13 protein-coding genes and 1 pseudogene are annotated in these 16,728 nt (G+C 69.8%); 5 read left to right on the top strand and 9 right to left on the bottom strand.

Annotated elements, in window-relative coordinates; translation table 11 throughout:
* Positions 1 to 136: 136 nt before the first annotated feature.
* Entirely contained in the window at positions 137 to 541 is a 405-nt protein-coding gene (locus tag ABZ406_RS21320; RefSeq protein WP_355585515.1) for a cobalamin B12-binding domain-containing protein, read from the bottom strand.
* Positions 542 to 1,024: 483 nt separating this feature from the next.
* On the opposite strand from ABZ406_RS21320, the gene ABZ406_RS21315 reads away from it, so the two are divergent.
* Both ABZ406_RS21315 and ABZ406_RS21310 read left to right on the top strand, forming a co-directional pair.
* Positions 1,025 to 1,732 carry a M23 family metallopeptidase gene (locus ABZ406_RS21315; protein ID WP_357764190.1) on the top strand — a complete coding sequence of 236 codons (708 nt, stop codon included), beginning with the start codon at positions 1,025 to 1,027 and terminating at the stop codon, positions 1,730 to 1,732.
* A 273-nt stretch (positions 1,733 to 2,005) separates the two neighbouring features.
* On the top strand, positions 2,006 to 2,782 hold the full coding sequence (locus ABZ406_RS21310) for a peptidoglycan DD-metalloendopeptidase family protein (RefSeq protein ID WP_357764188.1): 777 nt from the start codon (positions 2,006 to 2,008) through the stop codon (positions 2,780 to 2,782).
* Between the two features lie 81 nt (positions 2,783 to 2,863).
* On the opposite strand, the gene pcrA is transcribed toward ABZ406_RS21310, so the two are convergent.
* Entirely contained in the window at positions 2,864 to 5,269 is a 2,406-nt protein-coding gene (gene pcrA, locus ABZ406_RS21305) for a DNA helicase PcrA (RefSeq protein ID WP_357764185.1), read from the bottom strand.
* A 326-nt stretch (positions 5,270 to 5,595) separates the two neighbouring features.
* Between pcrA and ABZ406_RS21300 the strand changes: the two genes are divergently transcribed.
* On the top strand, positions 5,596 to 5,985 hold the full coding sequence (locus tag ABZ406_RS21300) for a chorismate mutase (protein WP_357764183.1): 390 nt from the start codon (positions 5,596 to 5,598) through the stop codon (positions 5,983 to 5,985).
* Between the two features lie 133 nt (positions 5,986 to 6,118).
* Here the strand turns inward: ABZ406_RS21300 and ABZ406_RS21295 are convergent, their stop codons facing one another.
* The 7 genes from ABZ406_RS21295 to ABZ406_RS21265 all read right to left on the bottom strand — a co-directional run bounded on the left by ABZ406_RS21295 (position 6,119) and on the right by ABZ406_RS21265 (position 14,378).
* Entirely contained in the window at positions 6,119 to 7,132 is a 1,014-nt protein-coding gene (locus tag ABZ406_RS21295) for a dipeptide ABC transporter ATP-binding protein (protein ID WP_357764180.1), read from the bottom strand.
* A complete protein-coding gene (locus ABZ406_RS21290; RefSeq protein WP_357764249.1) occupies positions 7,125 to 8,153 on the bottom strand; it encodes an ABC transporter ATP-binding protein in 1,029 nt (342 codons plus the stop codon). The genes ABZ406_RS21295 and ABZ406_RS21290 overlap by 8 nt, the downstream gene beginning before the upstream one ends.
* A gap of 25 nt (positions 8,154 to 8,178) precedes the next feature.
* Positions 8,179 to 9,147 carry an ABC transporter permease gene (locus tag ABZ406_RS21285; protein ID WP_357764177.1) on the bottom strand — a complete coding sequence of 323 codons (969 nt, stop codon included), beginning with the start codon at positions 9,145 to 9,147 and terminating at the stop codon, positions 8,179 to 8,181.
* Complete coding sequence (locus ABZ406_RS21280) at positions 9,140 to 10,066, bottom strand: ABC transporter permease (protein WP_357764174.1); 927 nt, start codon at positions 10,064 to 10,066, stop codon at positions 9,140 to 9,142. Before ABZ406_RS21280 ends, ABZ406_RS21285 begins: the two co-directional genes overlap by 8 nt.
* Positions 10,067 to 10,214: 148 nt before the next feature.
* Positions 10,215 to 11,852: an ABC transporter substrate-binding protein gene (locus ABZ406_RS21275; RefSeq protein ID WP_357764172.1), complete on the bottom strand. Its 1,638-nt coding sequence runs from the start codon at positions 11,850 to 11,852 to the stop codon at positions 10,215 to 10,217.
* Positions 11,853 to 12,423: 571 nt separating this feature from the next.
* Positions 12,424 to 13,110: a response regulator transcription factor gene (locus ABZ406_RS21270; RefSeq protein ID WP_030337843.1), complete on the bottom strand. Its 687-nt coding sequence runs from the start codon at positions 13,108 to 13,110 to the stop codon at positions 12,424 to 12,426.
* A gap of 2 nt (positions 13,111 to 13,112) precedes the next feature.
* Positions 13,113 to 14,378: a PspC domain-containing protein gene (locus ABZ406_RS21265; protein WP_357764246.1), complete on the bottom strand. Its 1,266-nt coding sequence runs from the start codon at positions 14,376 to 14,378 to the stop codon at positions 13,113 to 13,115.
* Between the two features lie 156 nt (positions 14,379 to 14,534).
* Here ABZ406_RS21265 and ABZ406_RS21260 point away from each other — a divergent pair, with 156 nt between their 5' ends.
* Both ABZ406_RS21260 and ABZ406_RS21255 read left to right on the top strand, forming a co-directional pair.
* Positions 14,535 to 16,385 (top strand): PspC domain-containing protein, encoded by a 1,851-nt coding sequence (locus ABZ406_RS21260; RefSeq protein WP_357764169.1) that lies wholly within the window; start codon positions 14,535 to 14,537, stop codon positions 16,383 to 16,385.
* Positions 16,382 to 16,564, top strand: a pseudogene (locus tag ABZ406_RS21255) (hypothetical protein); the annotation flags it as partial. The gene ABZ406_RS21260 and the pseudogene ABZ406_RS21255, both read left to right, overlap by 4 nt.
* Positions 16,565 to 16,728: the final 164 nt, after the last annotated feature.

Raw genomic sequence — 16,728 nt, 5'->3', positions numbered from 1 at the left:
CGGGATGCGGCCGATGCCCTGTCGGTCGAGGGGTGGCGGCGGGGCATCGTGCATAGAGGGGCCGGACGTGTGAGGGGTGCGTCCGGCCCCTCCCCCGTGCCCAAATCCGTTCGGGCGGCCGGCAGATCGGCGTGCCTCAGGAAACCGGCTGTGCCACGTTCTGTCGGACCCACTCGACGATCGCCTGGGTGGTGGCGCCCGGCGTGAAGATCATCGCGACGCCCAGCTTCTCCAACTCGGGAATGTCGCCCTTGGGAATGATGCCGCCGCCGAACACGACGATGTCGCGGGCGTCCCGCTCACCGAGCAGTTCCAGCACCCGCCGGAAGAGCGTCATGTGCGCACCGGAGAGCACCGACAGGCCGACGGCGTCGGCGTCCTCCTGGATCGCGGTTTCCACTATCTGCTCGGGGGTCTGGTGCAGGCCGGTGTAGACGACCTCCATCCCGGCGTCGCGCAGGGCGCGCGCGACGACCTTCGCGCCCCGGTCGTGGCCGTCGAGGCCGGGCTTAGCGACGACGACCCGAATCCGAGAGCTCATCAGCGCACACCTTTCACCGGCTTGACCGCCTTCACCTTAACGAACGGTAACCCGGCGGGCCCGGCCCGGGAAATCCGGGCTCTGTCACCAGCCGTTACCCGGCGTGTCCGTCGTGCAACCCGGCGCGTCCGGCCGGCGCCCTTCCGGTGCCGCCATCTTTGCGCCGCCGACCGGGCCGCGAACACTGACGCGACGCGGTTCGGAGTCAAGCCGGACGACTCCGCCGGAACGGTCACGCTCGGCGACGAACGGGCAGCGATGGGGGCACCGTTTGGCGTCGCGATGCATGACAATCATGGACGCAAACGGACAGATCGACACGCCAATTTTTCCGTCTAGCTTGTGACTCGCCTGGGGGTTGGCTAACGTGTCCACGGTTGTCATCAGGTCCATGGACGGGTGACGACGCGGTCAGCGGGCGATTCACTGGAACGTCAGGGACGCCCACCGGCCGCTTCGGAACCCCGACAACGGAGGGTGTGCGTGCGCCAGCGCCTGTCGTCTGAGCCCGATCGATATCGCGGTCGCCGCCGCGTACCCACCCCACCCCGCAGCCGTTACGCCGCGGTCGTCACCACAGCGTTCGTGGGTGCCGGCATCGTGGCCCTCGGGGCGAGCGCCCTGCCGGACGCCAAGGACGTCAGCCCGACGGTCCTCGACGAGCTCAAGCAGGCGTCGGTCACCAGCCAGGACGCCGCGGCCCGTGCGGACAACGCCGACCGCGCCTCCCGGGACAGCCGCAGCAAGGACAGCGCCGAGCCCGAGGTCTGGCTGCTGCCGCTGCAGGGTTACGACTTCAACTCCCCGTACGGGATGCGCTGGGGCAAGCTGCACACCGGCGTCGACCTGGTCGCCGGCGAGGGCACGCCCTACGTGGCGATCCACGACGGGCTGGTCACCAAGGCCGGCTGGTTCGGCGGGTACGGCAACGCGGTGATCGTCCAGCACGCTGACGGCAGCGAGGCCATCTACGGCCACTCCTCCGCGGTGAGTGTCAAGGAAGGCCAGCAGATCAAGGCGGGCGACCAGCTCGGCCTCGTGGGTCAGACCGGGCACGCGTACGGCACCCACCTGCACCTGGAGATCCATGTCAAGGGGCAGCCGATCGACCCGGTGCCGTTCCTGCAGGAGCGCGGAGTGGACATCAAGCTGCAAGTCGAGGCAATCTACAGCGAGGTAGCCGGCTCCTGACGGTGCGTAACGACCGTTGACCGCCCGGATCTGTCGATCCGGGCGGTTTCGCGTTCTGCCCCGCGAAGCGATGTATTCCCGGTCACAGACCCGGTTGTGACCGACAGCACCGGCCTACCTGATCACTTATCCGGATGTAGCGCCGCACAGCGGGTCATATCTGGGCAGCTGACCGCTCGCTCTCCGCCCAGGGGTCCGGTCCCCCCGCCTGCCCCACCTCGGCCCGACACCAGTATTTCGAGGTCAAGTGCCCCTCGACTGCGAAGGTCCGCCGTGCAGGAAGACAGCCCCGTCCAGAACGAGAACACCCCCGACACCAGCCAGACCGAACCACCGCGGCGCACCGGCCGGCGGAACCGCCTCATCGTGCTCGGGGCCGCCGCCCTGGTAGCCCTCGGCCTCGGCGGTGTCGCCGTCGCCACCAGCGGCACGGACCACCCGGCACCCGCCGCCGTCTCCCTCGATGCCCAGTCCCGGGCCGACGCCGCGAGCCGCGCCGACCGCTCGGCCCGCGAGTCGAGCGCCCCGGTCGCCCCTTCGCTCAGCCCCACGCCGAGCCCGTCGGCGGTGAGCGTCAGCCCGACCCCCACCAGGACCGCCGTCGCGAAGGCCAAGCCGAAGCCGACGCCGAAGAAGACCACCAAGCGCACCCCCGCCTGGGTCGACCCGATGCCGGGAGCGGCCGTCACGTCCTGCTACGGGCAGCGCTGGGGCACCCTGCACGCCGGTATCGACCTGGCGCTGCCCTCCGGTACGCCGATCCACGCTGCGGCCGCCGGCACCGTCACCCAGGCCGGCGACGCCTCCGACGGGTACGGCAACTCCGTCTTCATCGACCACGGCAACGGATACCTGACCCACTACGCCCACCAGAGCCGCATCGCGGTCACCGTCGGCCAGAAGGTCACCGCCGGCCAGGTCATCGGCTACGAGGGCGCCACCGGCGACGCCACCGGCCCGCACCTGCACTTCGAGGTGCACCAGGGCATGTGGAACCAGATCGACCCGGCCCCGTTCATGCGGGCGCGCGGCGTCGACCTGGGCTGTTGACCACAAGCCACCACAACGGGGGAAGGGTGGCCTCGGCACTGCTCGAGGCCACCCTTTTCCGTGAAGTTGTGCGCTACGGGGTCAGAGCTTGTCGACCGGGGCGTGTCGGAGCACCAGCCACATGGTCTGGTCGCCGAAGTCGATCTGCGCGCGGGCACCCGGACCGTGCCCTTCGACGGCGAGCACCCGGCCCAGCCCGTACCGCTGATGGTTGACCCGGTCGCCCGCTGACACCTTCGGCCCCTGCGGCAGCTCGCTGGCAGTGGTCAGCCGGCTGGCGTCCACACCGAGCCGCTGGGCCAGCTGCGCGGCCTTGGGCGTGCCGCCGGTGAAGGTGCCACGGCCGCCGGGCGCGCGGTCCGCACGGCCGCCGACGCCACCGCCCCCGCCGGCCCACGAGGTGTACGACCCCTCGGTGCGCTCCCAGTGCACCAACTCGGTCGGCAGCTCCTCCAGGAAGCGCGACGGCGGGTTGTAGGACGGCTGCCCCCAGGCGGAGCGGGTCACCGCCCGGGACAGGTAGAGCCGCTGCCGGGCGCGGGTGATGCCGACGTACGCCAGCCGGCGCTCCTCCTCCAGCTCGCGGGTGTCGCCGAGCGAGCGTAGGTGCGGGAAGACGCCGTCCTCCAGCCCGCTCAGGAAGACCACCGGGAATTCCAGCCCCTTGGCGGTGTGCAGCGTCATCAGGGTGACCACACCCTGGTGGTCGGGGTCGTCGGAGGGGATCTGGTCGGCGTCGGCCACCAGCGCCACCTGCTCCAGGAAGCCGGCCAGGGTGGCCCGCTCCCCCTCCTCGCCCAGCGCCTCGATCCGCTCGGTGTACTCGCGGGCGACGCTCACCAGCTCCTGGAGGTTGTCCACCCGGCCGGCGTCCTGCGGGTCCAGGCTCTCCTCCAGCTCGGTGAGGTAACCGGAGCGGGTCAGCAGCGATTCCAACACCTCCTCCGGGGTGCCGGTCTCGGCCAGCTCACGCGCGCTGTCGAGCAGGGCCACGAAGTCGCCGATGCCGTTTGCGGCCCGGCTGGAGATGCCCGGCGCCTCGCGGGCCCGGCGCAGCGCGGCACCGAAGGAGATCCGGTCGCGGCTGGAGAGCGCCTCGACGCACGCCTCGGCGCGGTCGCCGATGCCCCGACGTGGGGTGTTGAGCACTCGCCGCAGGCTCACCGTGTCGTCGTCGTTGACCACCGAACGCAGGTACGCCAGCGCGTCGCGGACCTCCTTGCGCTCGTAGAAGCGCACCCCGCCGACCACCTTGTAGGGCAGGCCGACCCGGATGAACACCTCCTCGAAGACACGGGACTGGGCGTTGGTGCGGTAGAAGACAGCGACGTCGCCGGGGCGGGTCTCGTCGGCGTCGACGAGCCGGTCGATCTCCCGGGCCACCCAGTCGGCCTCGGCGTGCTCGGTGTCGGCCACGTAGCCGACGATCTGCTCACCGGCGCCGGCCTCGCTCCACAACCGCTTGGGTTTGCGGGAGGTGTTGCGGTCGATCACCGCGTTGGCCGCGTTGAGGATGGTCTGGGTGGAGCGGTAGTTCTGCTCCAGCAGGATCGTCCGCGCGTCGGTGAAGTCCCGTTCGAACTCCAGGATGTTGCGGATCGTCGCGCCCCGGAACGCGTAGATCGACTGGTCGGCGTCGCCGACCACGCACAGCTCGGCGGGCTCCAACCCGTCGGTGCCGGAGACCAGCTCCTTGATCAGGACGTACTGGGCGTGGTTGGTGTCCTGGTACTCGTCGACGAGCACGTGCCGGAACCGGCGCCGGTAGCTCTCGGCGACGTGCGGGTGGGACTGGAGCAGGTGCACCGTGGTCATGATCAGATCGTCGAAGTCCAGGGCGTGCGCCTCACGCAGCCGCCGCTGGTAGAGCGTGTACGCCTCGGAGAGGGCCCGCTCGTTGGGCCCGCTGGCCCGCGCCGCGAACTGCTCCGGGTCGACCAGCTCGTTCTTGAGGTTGGAGACCTGGGCGGCCAGCCCACGCGCCGGGTAGCGCTTCGGGTCGAGATCCAGTTCACGGGTGACCAACTGCATCAGCCGGCGGGAGTCGTCCGCGTCGTAGATCGAGAACGTCGACTTGAGGCCGGCGTGCTCGTGCTCAGCGCGCAGGATCCGGACGCAGGCCGAGTGGAACGTCGACACCCACATCAGGCGGGCCCGGGGGCCTACGAGCGCGGCGACGCGCTCCTTCATCTCGCCGGCGGCCTTGTTGGTGAAGGTGATCGCGATGATCTCGCCGGGGTGCACGTCCCGTGCGGCGAGCAGGTAGGCGATCCGGTGCGCGAGCACCCGGGTCTTGCCGGACCCGGCGCCGGCCACGATCAGCAGGGGCGAGCCGGCATGGCTGACGGCGTCGCGCTGCGGCCCGTTCAGCCCGGCGAGCAACTGCTGCGGATCGAGGCGTACGGCGGTCGCTGCGGGTCGGTGCGGGCGGGCCGGCGCGGACTCCGGCGCAGGCGGGGACGCGGGGATGTCGAAGAGAGGATGCATCGCCCGACAAGTCTATGCCGCCGGCCGGACACTGCGCCGTTGGCGCTCAGCAGCACGTGCCGGACGGCGCGCACCCACCACCCCGTACGCCCGCCGGTGGAAAGGTGCCGTCAGCGACACGGAATGCTTGCGCACCCGGCAACGACGTGGGCATACTCGACGGCGTGATCGCTGTGCGCTTCTCGTTTTACTATGGCACCGGGAGTCCGGCTGCCGTAGGTCGCGCCTGATCGATTCAGACCTGCTAAAGCCCCGGGCTCCTGGAGTCCGGGGCTTTTTCCGTCCCAGGTTCCGGGCACCGGGCACCACCGCGCGAGAGGTACCCGATGATGACAAACGTGATGGAGCAGAGCGGCAGCCCGATCCGGCCGGGGCAGCCCGCGGCGCAGGAGGCTGAGCCGACGGTGGCCGCCGCACCGGCGGTTCCGGGCGCCGAGCCGGCCGAGCAGCAGACCGGCACCCAGGAGCCGTCCGCCTCGGCGCGGATCGTGCAGATCAGGGAACGGATCAACGAGATCGACAACGCGTTGATCACCCTCTGGCAGGAGCGGGCCGCGTTGTCCCACGAGGTCGGGGTGACCCGGATGGCGTCCGGCGGGACCCGCCTGGTGCTGTCCCGGGAACGCGAGATCCTGGAGCGGTTCCGGGTCGCGCTCGGCGCCGACGGCACCCAGTTGGCCCTGCTGCTGCTCCGCGCCGGCCGCGGCCCACTGTGAGGCGGACCGGGCCGCGGTCGGCACACCCGGCCCACTGACGCTGCCGTACGACTCGCAGGCGATCTCCGGGTCACCCGGACAGACGAAACCGCCTGCCGTCGTCGTGGTGACGGCGGCAGGCGGCTTCGGTGACTCACACCTCGTGGCTGGCGACGATCTCGCGCTTCTCCGCGAAGTGGCAGGCGCTCGGGTGGTCCGACGAGCGGCGGATCTCCAGCAGCGGGACCTGCTCGGCGCAGACGTCCTGCGCCTTCCAGCAGCGGGTCCGGAACCGGCATCCCGAGGGCGGGCTGATCGGCGACGGCACGTCACCGGTGAGCCGGATGATCGTCTTGTTGTTCCGTTGCGTCGGGTCCGGCACCGGCACGGCAGACAGCAGAGCCTGGGTGTACGGGTGGGTCGGTCGCTCGTAGATCTCGTCCTCGGTGCCGATCTCCACGATCTTGCCGAGGTACATCACCGCGACGCGGTCCGAGAGGTGGCGGACCACCGACAGGTCGTGCGCGATGAAGACGTACGAGAGGCCGAACTCGCCCTGCAACTGCTCCAGCAGGTTCATGACCTGAGCCTGGATGGAGACGTCCAGCGCCGACACCGGCTCGTCGCAGACGATGATCTCGGGCCGCAGCGCGAGCGCGCGGGCGATGCCGATGCGCTGACGCTGACCGCCGGAGAACTGGTGCGGGTACCTGTTGATGTGCTCCGGGTTGAGCCCGACCAGGTCGAGCAGTTCGCGGACCTTGGCCCGGCGGCTGCCCTTCGGCGCCACCTCCGGGTGGATCTCGAACGGCTCACCGAGCAGGTCACCGACCGTCATCCGGGGGTTCAGCGAGGTGTACGGGTCCTGCATCACCAGCTGAATCTGCCGGCGCAGACGCCGTAGCGCCCCACCGGACAGCTTGGAGATGTCCTGGCCCTTGTAGACCACGTTGCCGGCGGTCGGCTTCTCCAGGTTCATCAGCACCCGGGCGAGGGTCGACTTGCCGCAGCCGGACTCGCCGACCACGCCCAGCGTCTCGCCGGCGCGCAGACTGAATGAGACCCCGTCGACCGCCTTGACCTGACCGACGGTCTTCTTGAACACCACACCCTGGGTGACGGGGTAGTGCTTGACCAGGTCGTTGACCTCGAGGATGTTCTCAGACACGGTTCACCAGCTCCTCGGCGAAGTGGCAGGCGCTGGCCCGGGCGGGGCCGACCTGCAGCAGCGGCGGGACCTTCTCCCGGCACACCGGCTGAGCCATCGGGCACCGCGGGTTGAACGGGCAGCCCGGCGGGATGTTCATCAGGTTCGGCGGGAGGCCCTTGATCGTCCGGAGCTGCTGCCCCTTCTCGTCGAGGCGTGGAATCGAGTCGATCAGACCCATCGTGTACGGGTGCGCCGGCTTGGCGTACAGCTCGTACACGTCCGCTTCCTCGACGATCCGGCCCGCGTACATGACCGCGATCCGGTCCGCGACGTCGGCGACCACACCGAGGTCGTGGGTGATCAGGATCAAGCCCATCTGCCGCTCGCGCTGGAGCTCGGCCAGCAGGTCCATGATCTGGGCCTGCACCGTCACGTCGAGGGCGGTGGTCGGCTCGTCCGCGATCAGCACCTCCGGGTCGAGCGCCAGCGACATCGCGATCATCGCGCGCTGCCGCATACCGCCGGAGAACTGGTGCGGGTAGTTGTTGAAGCGATCCTTGGCGTTCGGGATCTTGACCTGGTCGAGCATGTCGATCGCGCGCTTCTTGGCCTCCGCGCGACCCATGCCCCGACGGAACCGGAACTGCTCGGCGATCTGGAACCCGACGGTGAAGACGGGGTTCAGCGCGGAGAGCGCGTCCTGGAAGATCATCGCGATGCCCTCGCCGCGGATGCGGCGGCGCTCCTCGTCGGACATGCGGAGCATGTCCTTGCCGTGGAAGCGGACCTGCCCACCGGTCACGAAGCCGGGCGGCGTGTCGAGGATGCCCATGATGGTCTGGGCGGTGACGCTCTTACCGGAGCCGGACTCGCCGAGCACGGCGAGGGTCTCCCCCGCGTCGACGTGGTACGTGACCCCGTTGATGACCTTTGCGACGCCGTCCCGGGTACGGAACTCCACCCGCAGGTCGTCGACCTCGAGCAGCCGGCCGGAGGGACGCCCGGACCCGCCGGGTCCCGGCGCGGACTGCTCGGACACGAGAATGTCGGACACTGGATCTCCCCTAGCGGAGTTTCGGATCGAGGGCCTCGCGGACCGACTCACCGAGCATCACGAAGCTCAGCACTGCGGTGACGAGGAACGCGGCGGGGAAGAACACCAGCCCTGGCGCGACCCGGACGAAATTCTGCCCGTCGCTGATCATGATGCCCCAGGACACCACCGGCGACTTCAGACCGACACCCAGGAACGACAGGGTGGCCTCGGCGCCGATGAACGAGCCGACCATGATCGTGCCGTAGACGAGCAGCGGGGCCAGGCAGTTCGGCAGCAGGTGCTTGAGGATGATCCGACCGGTGCCGGCACCCAGCGCGCGGGCCGCCACGATGTAGTCGGCCTCCTTGGTGGCGAGCACCGAGGAGCGCATCAGCCGCATCACGACCGGCCAGCTCAGCACGATCAGTGACGAGATCACCAGGCCCATGATCTGGGCCTTGCTGTTGCCGGCGCCCGACCCGTTGAACGTGGTCAGGATGACGATCGCGCCGAGCACGAACGGCAGGCCGAAGAAGACGTCGGCGATCCGGCTGAGCAAGCCGTCCACCCAGCCACCGCGGTAGCCGGAGATGATGCCCATCGTTCCACCGATGAGCAGGGTGCCCATCACGGAGAGCACGGCGACCACGATGGAGGCGCGTGCACCGTAGATGACCCGGGCGTAGACGTCGCGGCCCTGCACGTCGTAGCCGAACCAGCCATTGGCGGACGGCTTGTCGAGGCTGCGGGACAGCGAGCCGTTGACGGCGTCGCCCGGGGCGAACAGCGCCGGGAAGGCTGCCATCAGCAGGAAGATCACGATCAGCGTGGCCGAGATCCAGAACAGCGGCTTGCGCCGCAGGTCCCGCCAGGCGTCGGCGAGCAGGCCGCGCGGCTTCTCGTTGCTCTGCGGCTGGCCCAGGGTGGCGGGGGCGGCGGAGTCGGTGGGGTGTGCGCCAGGGGTGCTGACGATCGATGCGGTACTGGGGTCACTCATAACGGATCCTCGGGTCCAGGGCGGCGTAGAGCAGGTCAACCAGCAGGTTCATCACGAGATAGACCAGCACCAGGACGACCACGATTCCTACCACCGTGGCGCTTTCCTTCGTGATGATCGCCCGGAAGACCTGGCGGCCGATTCCGTTGATGCCGAAGATTCCCTCGGTGACGATCGCGCCGCCCATCAGGGCACCGAGGTCGGTGCCGAGCAGGGTCACCACTGGGATGAGCGAGTTGCGCAGCAGGTGTACGCCCACCACCCGGCGCATCGGCAGGCCCTTGGCGATGGCGGTGCGCACGTAGTCCGCGCGACGGTTCTCCGCGATGCTCGTTCTTGCAACCCGGGCGATGTACGCCACTGACGCGCTACCCAGCACGAAGCCCGGCACGATCAGCTCGGACCACCGCATCTCGGAGGAGACGGTCGGCTTGATGATGCCCCACTGCACGCCCAGCAGCCACTGCAGCACGAAGCCGACGACGAACACCGGCAGCGCGATCAGGAAGAGGCTGGAGACCAGGACCAGGTTGTCCAGGAAGCCGTTACGCCGCAGACCGCTCAGGACGCCGGCGCCGAGGCCGATGATCGCCTCGATGGCCAGCGCGACGACGGCCAGCTTCAGGGTGTTCGGGTAGGCGGTCGCGATGATGTCGCTGATCTCGCGTTGCTGGAACGTCTGACCGAAGTCGCCCTGGAACAGGTTCTTCATGTAGTTGCCGTACTGCACGAAGACGTTCTGGTCGAGGTGGTACTTCTCGGTCATGAAGGCGATGTACTGGTCCGGGCAGCGACGCTCACCGCACTTACCGGCGAACGGATCTCCCGGGACGGCCCAGACGAGCCAGTAGATCAGGAACGTCGTACCGATGAAGACCGGCACGAGTTGGAGCAGCCGTCTCAACAGATAACGGCCCATGGGGTGGTCCTCCAGACAGGGGGCGCGTCGGACGGCCGACACGGTGGTGACAACGTGCGAGTGGAGTGTTGTAACACCCAATCGCGGAACGGCCCCGGGTCGGGCTCACCGGATGTGGCGAGCCCGACCCGGGGTCAGACCGAACGGATCAGAGCTCGACCGAGGTGATGTCGATCTCGCCGACGTTGTTCAGCTCGAGCTTCTTGATCTTCTCCGAGTGGCCGGACTGCTGACCGTAGAAGTAGACCGGGATGCTCGGGACGTCCTGGTCGACCTTCTCGACCGCCTTGGCGAACGCCTCGTGCGAAGCCTCCAGGCTCGGAGCACCGCTGGCCTGCTTGGCCAGGGTGTCGACCTCGGTGTTGCTGTAGAGGCCGTCGTTCGAGGAACCGTTGGTCACGAAGAGCGGGTTGACCCAGTTCTCGACGTCCGGGTAGTCCTGCTGCCAGGCAGCCCGGTACGGGCCCTTCATCTTGTGGGCGTTGATGTTCTGACGGAACACCGCGAAGGTCGGAACACCCTCGGCCCGAGCGTTGATGTTGAGGTTGGTCTTGATCTGCTGCGCGACGGCGTCCATCCAGTCCTTGTGGGCGGAGTCCGCGTTGTAGTAGAAGACCATCTCACCGGTGAAGCCACCGGCCTCGGCGAGCAGCGTCTTGGCCGTCTCCGGGTCGAACTTGCAGGCGGTGCAGTTACCCGGCTTGGCGCCCGGGGTCAGCGGGTTCGCCCAGCTGTCGGCCGGCTTGCGGGTACCGAAGAAGATCTTGTCCGAGATCTCCTGCCGGTTCACGGCCAGCGACACCGCACGACGCAGCTTCGGGTTCTGGAAGCGCTTGTCGTAGATCGGGAACGCGATGAACGCGGTCGACGGGGTGACGGTCGAGCGGCCCCGGTCACCGAGGTCGGTCTTCCACTTGTCACCGGCGAGCGCCGAGGTGGGGACAACCTCCATGAAGTCGAGGTTGTTCGCCAGCAGGTCGGCGTAGGCCGCGTTGTCGTCCTGGTACAGCTTGACGTCGACGTCCTTGATCTTCATCTTGTCGCGAAGATTGTAGTCGTCGAAGCGCGTCAGCTTGATGAGAGCGTTGTCCTCCCACGACACGAACTTCACCGGGCCGTTGCCGATCGGCTTGCGGCCGAACTCCTCGGGCTTCTGGGTGAAGAAGGCGTCCGGCAGCGGCATGAAGGCGCTGTAGCCGAGCTTGGTCGGGAAGACCGCGGTCGGCGCGGCGAGGGTGACCTCGAAGGTCTGCTCGTCGATGACCTTCAGGCCGGACAGCTCCTTGGCCGTCGGCTCGGGGGCCTTCTTCGGGCCCTCAGCGCCGTCCGGGTCGGAGGTGTAGGTCTTGTCGAAGCCCGCGATGTCCGCGAAGAAGGTGCCGTTCTGCGCACCGTTCGGCGAGTAGGCGGCCCAGTTCCAGGCGTCGACGAAGTTCTTCGCCTTCACCTCGGTACCGTCGTGGAACTTGGTACCGCCCTTGATCTTGATCGTGAAGACCTTGGAGTCGGTGGTGTTGATGGACTCCGCCAGCGCGTTGCGCGGGGCGCCACCGTCGTTCGGGTACTCGACGAGGCCAGTGAAGAGCCAGTCGATGATCTTGCCGCCACCGGTCTCCGTGGTGTTCGACGGGACCAGCGGGTTCTCCGGCTGGACGCCGTGCACAACGATCGAGCCGTCCGCGCTGCCGGCAGTATCGCCGTCGTCGCCGCTCGAGCAACCGGTCGCGACAAGCGCGACAGCTGCGCTGAGCGCGATGGCGCTCGTCGCCCGCTTCGAGACTCTCATTCCGAGGGGCCTCCTCTTTCTAACCAGGTTCCGTCGTGGGATTCACGCACGTTTGGGGGTGACACCGCCCGACCACCCCGGGGCGGGGGTCGCCGGGACCACAGGGAAGTTGGGGACACCCCTGATGTTCCGATCCGCCGGGCTCCCCGCCAACGAGGCGCGACACGACGCAATCGACACAGCCACGGGCCGCCGTGATCGGCAGGAATCGTGGTCGTGGGGCGTACGGAGTGCCACACACCGATGGTGAGGTGCTGCCACTGTGACACCCACTGGCCTCTTCCGTGAAGGTGCCGTTATCAAGCCGTTAGTTGCCCGCCACGTTGCCGATACTTGAAAAATGATCATAAAACGGTCGACGCGGGCGGCACTGACCAGGAAATACGTTGCGCCGCCAGCGCAACAGGCCTCGGCGCGAGCGCGCACCCCGGGGTCAGCCGGGCCCGGTGGGACGTCCGTCACCACTCACGTTTCGAGCCATCCGGATGAGGGCGACTACGGCTACCCGGCCACGATCAACGGCTGGGTGTACGAGGGCGCGCCGAAGGTTTCTCTGATCCTCGACGCACGGTCAGACGAGCCGACGATCCGCCGCCCACCGGGAAAGCTCGTAGCGGTTGGACATCTGAAGCTTCCGCAGCACGTTCGACACGTGCGTCTCCACCGTCTTGATGGAGATGAACAGCTCCTTGGCGATCTCCTTGTACGCGTACCCCCGGGCCAGCAGCCGCAGGACCTCCCGCTCACGGTTGGTGAGCTGGTCCAACTCCGGGTCGGCCACCGGCGCGTCCGGCCGGGCCGCGAAGGCGTCCAGCACGAACCCGGCCAGCCGTGGGCTGAACACCGCGTCCCCGTCGGCCACGCGACGGATCGCGGCGGCCAGCTCGTCCGGGGAGATGGTCTTCGTGACGTACCCGCGGGCGCCGGCACGGATCAGCCCGATCACGTCCTCCGCCGCGTCGGAGACGCTCAACGCGAGGAACTTGACCTGCGGGTGCGTACGCCGCATCGCCTCCAGCACCGCGCGACCGCCACCGTCGGGCATGTGCACGTCCAGCAGCACCACGTCCGGGCCGACGGCGGCGATCCGGGTGACCGCCTCGGCCACAGTGCTCGCCTCGCCCACCACCTCGACGTGGGCGCCCAACTCCGCGCGTACCCCGGCCCGGAACATGGCGTGGTCGTCCACCAGGAACACCCGTAGCCGCTCGGGGCGGGCGTCCGCCGGGTCGAGGTGCTCGGTCGACTGCTCGGCCATGGTCACTTGTTCCTCTCCGCTGCGGACGAGTCCCGGGAGATCGGCAGGATCAACCGGACCTCGGTCCCCTCCCCCGGGCCGGACCGGATCTCGGCCCGTCCGCCGTGCCGCTTCATCCGCCCGATGATCGAGCCGCTCACGCCGTGCCGGTGGTCCTTTACGGTATCCGGATCGAAACCCTTACCCCGGTCCCGGACGAAGACACTTACCTGATCCGGCTCCACCTCGGCGTAGAGCGAGACGGTCTGCACGCCGGCGTGCCGGGCGGCGTTCACCAACGCCTCCCGTGCGGCCGCGACCAGCGCGCCGACCTTCTCGTCGGTCTCCCGGTCCCCCACCACCACCGCTTCCACGCTGATCGCGAACGTGTCCTCGACCTCGGCGGCGGCCTGCTCCAGCGCGGCGGCGAAGCGCTCGCTCGGCGAAGCGGTCGGCTTGTAGAGCCAGTTGCGCAGGGAACGCTCCTGCCCCCGGGCCAGCCGCTGCACCGTCTTGACGTCGCTGGCGTTGCGCTGGATCAGGGCCAACGTGTGCAGCACCTGGTCGTGGACCATCGCGGCCAGCTCGGCGCGCTCCTGCTCCCGGATGCGCCCCTCGCGCTCCGAGCGGAGCTGGCTGTACGTGCGCCACAGCACGGGCGCGGCCACCACCCCGACGCCGGCCAGCCCGACCAGCGCGAAGATCACGCCGTTGATCACCGCGTCGAAATTCTGCGCCGGTGAGTAGACGGCCGCGACGCCGATGATGCCGACCGCGACGAGCACCCCCCCACCGATGAACCGGAGCACGAAGGCCCGCCGGTCGCTCTCCTCGACGACCGCGCCGAGCCAGGGCACCGGCATCGCGTCGCCCCACTGTCGCCGCCGCTCGGGCGCGGACTGGTGCCAGATGACCCCGGCGCCCACCGCGATGATGGCCACCAACCAACCGGCGGTGCCCGCCGCGCCGACCGAGTCGAAGACCATCACCTGGATCAACAGGACGCCGAGCCCGATCCCCACGAACGGCAGGAGTTGGGCGACGTCCCGCCGGGGCGGGACCGCTGTGTCACCCGGACGCAACGGCACCACCGCCCAGAACGCCGCGTACAGCAGCAGGCCGAGCCCGCTCAGCCCGAGCAGCACCATGAACGCGACGCGCACCCGCAACACCGAGATGCCGAGATGGTCGGCGATGCCGGCGGCGACGCCGGCGGCCATCCGGTGCTCCGGGGCGCGGTAGAGGCGCGGGGGCGAGGTCACGGTGCTGATCGGAGGCTCCCTGGTCACGGTGGCGGACAGGTCGAGGTCGGGTGACTCGATCGTCACACGCTGCGGCGTCCACGACCACGGGGACGCCCCCGACATTCCGGCCGCCGGATCTCAGGGTGGGGTCAGGGTCGGGTCCTGAGGTCGTTCGGGTGGACCGGGCAGCAGGATCGAAGCATGACCGAGGAAGCTGCCCCGCCACCCCGACCGGGGACGGCACAGCCGGGCGGTTCAGCACCGCCCCCGCCCAGCACCACGCCCACCGCATGGACCGAACCCAGCACGTTCGGTCCGCAGCCTGACACCGACGCGACCACCGACACCGCGCCCGGCGATCCGGCCGACGGCTACCCCCCGCCCGCGGCGGGCACAAGCCCCGGCCCGGGCTCCGCAGCCGGCTACGGTCCCGGCCCAGGCTTCGCGGCGGGCGCCGGCTCCGCGGCCGGCTACGGTCCCGGCCCGGACTTCGCGGCGGGCACCGGCTACGGCCCGGGTGGTCCCGGTCCGTCCACGCCGCCACCGCCGCTGGGCGGCGCCGGCTTCACCTCGCGGTACGGGCTGGTCCGGCCCCGCGAGGGGCGGTACCTCGCAGGTGTCTGCGCGGCGATCGGGCGCGCCACGAACACCGATCCGGTGCTCTGGCGGGTGCTCCTCGCGGTGCTCGGGTTCTTCGGGGGCATCGGCATCCTGGTGTACGTCGCCGCCTGGCTGATCATCCCGAACGAGGGCGACACCGCCTCCCCCGTCGAATCCATGCTCGGTCGTGGTCGCTCCAGCATGTCGCCGGTGACGGTGATCGTGCTGGGCATCCTGGTCGCGGCCAGCTTCGCGTACATCGTCACCGACGCCTTCCGCGCGGTGCTGCTCGGCGCGGCCATCCTGGTCGCCGGCGCGCTCCTGCTCAACCGGGACGGCCGCAACCCACGGCCCGGCACCCCGGGTGGTCCGCCGCCCGCCGCACCGCCCGGCAACCCGACCGGCCCGGTCGTCCCACCGGTGACCTGGCCCGCACCGTCGTACGGCGCGGCGCAGGCCACCGGCCCTGCGGTGACGCCGCCGATGTTCGGCACCGGTCCGGAGTACGCCACCGCCACGACGGGGGCCGCGCCCACCGTCACCATCCCGGCGTACGACGCACCGCCGGCACGTGCGACGCAGCAGGTGTCCGGGGTCGGCCCGGTGTCCGGGCAACCGGCCGGCACGACGGCTGCCCAGCCCGGCTGGCCGAGCGCCGCGATGCCCAGCGCCGGCTGGCCGTCCGCGCCGGTGAGCAGCGCATCCGCCGCCCCGGCCGCCTACCCGACCGCCCAGCCGCCCTCCGGCTACCGCCCCCCGTTCGCGCCCCACGGCCCGTACGCGTCGCCGACCCCGCCCGCGCCTCCGCCGCCCAAGCCACCGAAGCCGCCGAAGCGCCCCAAGGAGCGATCCCCGCTCGGCGCGGTGACCTTCTCGCTGATCTTCCTGGTGCTCGGTCTGGTCGCCCTGCTCGACCTGCTGGACGTCTTCGCCATCAGCGCCTCGGCGTACTTCGCGGCCGCGCTGGCCACCATCGCGCTGGGGCTGCTGGTCGGGACCTGGTTCGGGCGGGCCCGCTGGCTCATCGCGCTCGGTCTGGTGACCGCGGCGGCGCTCGGCACCGCGACGGTCGCCGAGTCCTACGACCGGATCCGGGGGGTCGACGGCGCGGTGACCTGGGCGCCCACCGACTACCGCGACCTGGCCGACAGGTACGAGAACAGCTTCGGCGACGCAGTGCTCGACCTGCGCGGGATCGACTTCGCGAAACGGGACAGCCAGGTGACTGTGGCAGTCAACTTCGGCAAGGCGACAGTGGTCGTTCCGCCGAACGTGGACGTCACCACGGTGGCCGACGTCAACGCGGGCGACGCCACCATCTTCGGAAACCGCTCCGGCGGGCTGGACGGCCGCCTGCGGGAGTCCACCGACGTCGGTGCCGACGGCGCCGGCGGCGGCGCCCTGCGCCTCTACGTCCACGTCAATGCCGGCAACCTGGAGGTGACCCGGTGAAGGCTCACCGCACGGATCTGGTGTCGTTCGCCTTCGGGCTCGTGTTCCTGGCGCTGTCCGCCTGGTGGCTGCTCGCCCAACTGCTCGGGCTCGCGCTGCCGCCGGTCGGCTGGTTCCTGGCCGGCGCGCTCATCCTGATCGGGGTCTTCGGGCTGGTCGGCGCGCTGCGCTCGAGTCGGCCGAATCAGCCCGACCCGACCGCCGAGGCAGGTGCCGCCGCGCCCGTCTCCGGCATGCCAGTGCCGGTCTCCGGAGCCGCCTCGTCGACCTCCGGCACTGCCCTGCCGGTCTGGGAAGCCGAACGGTCCACCTGGGACGCCCCCTCCTCCGACCCGAGTTTCAG

This window comes from Micromonospora sp. NPDC005710, from assembly GCF_040630995.1.
Taxonomy (GTDB): domain Bacteria; phylum Actinomycetota; class Actinomycetes; order Mycobacteriales; family Micromonosporaceae; genus Micromonospora.
Note: the sequence above shows the minus strand (reverse complement) of the source record. Positions and strands in the feature narration are given on the sequence as shown.

Coding starts and splice junctions, on each gene's coding strand:
- ABZ406_RS21320 (WP_355585515.1), bottom strand. CDS start 541: ATGAGCTCTCGGATTCGGGTCGTCGTCGCTAAGCCCGGCCTCGACGGC.
- ABZ406_RS21270 (WP_030337843.1), bottom strand. CDS start 13,110: ATGGCCGAGCAGTCGACCGAGCACCTCGACCCGGCGGACGCCCGCCCC.
- ABZ406_RS21260 (WP_357764169.1), top strand. CDS start 14,535: ATGACCGAGGAAGCTGCCCCGCCACCCCGACCGGGGACGGCACAGCCG.
- ABZ406_RS21275 (WP_357764172.1), bottom strand. CDS start 11,852: ATGAGAGTCTCGAAGCGGGCGACGAGCGCCATCGCGCTCAGCGCAGCT.
- ABZ406_RS21300 (WP_357764183.1), top strand. CDS start 5,596: ATGATGACAAACGTGATGGAGCAGAGCGGCAGCCCGATCCGGCCGGGG.
- ABZ406_RS21285 (WP_357764177.1), bottom strand. CDS start 9,147: ATGAGTGACCCCAGTACCGCATCGATCGTCAGCACCCCTGGCGCACAC.
- pcrA (WP_357764185.1), bottom strand. CDS start 5,269: ATGCATCCTCTCTTCGACATCCCCGCGTCCCCGCCTGCGCCGGAGTCC.
- ABZ406_RS21280 (WP_357764174.1), bottom strand. CDS start 10,066: ATGGGCCGTTATCTGTTGAGACGGCTGCTCCAACTCGTGCCGGTCTTC.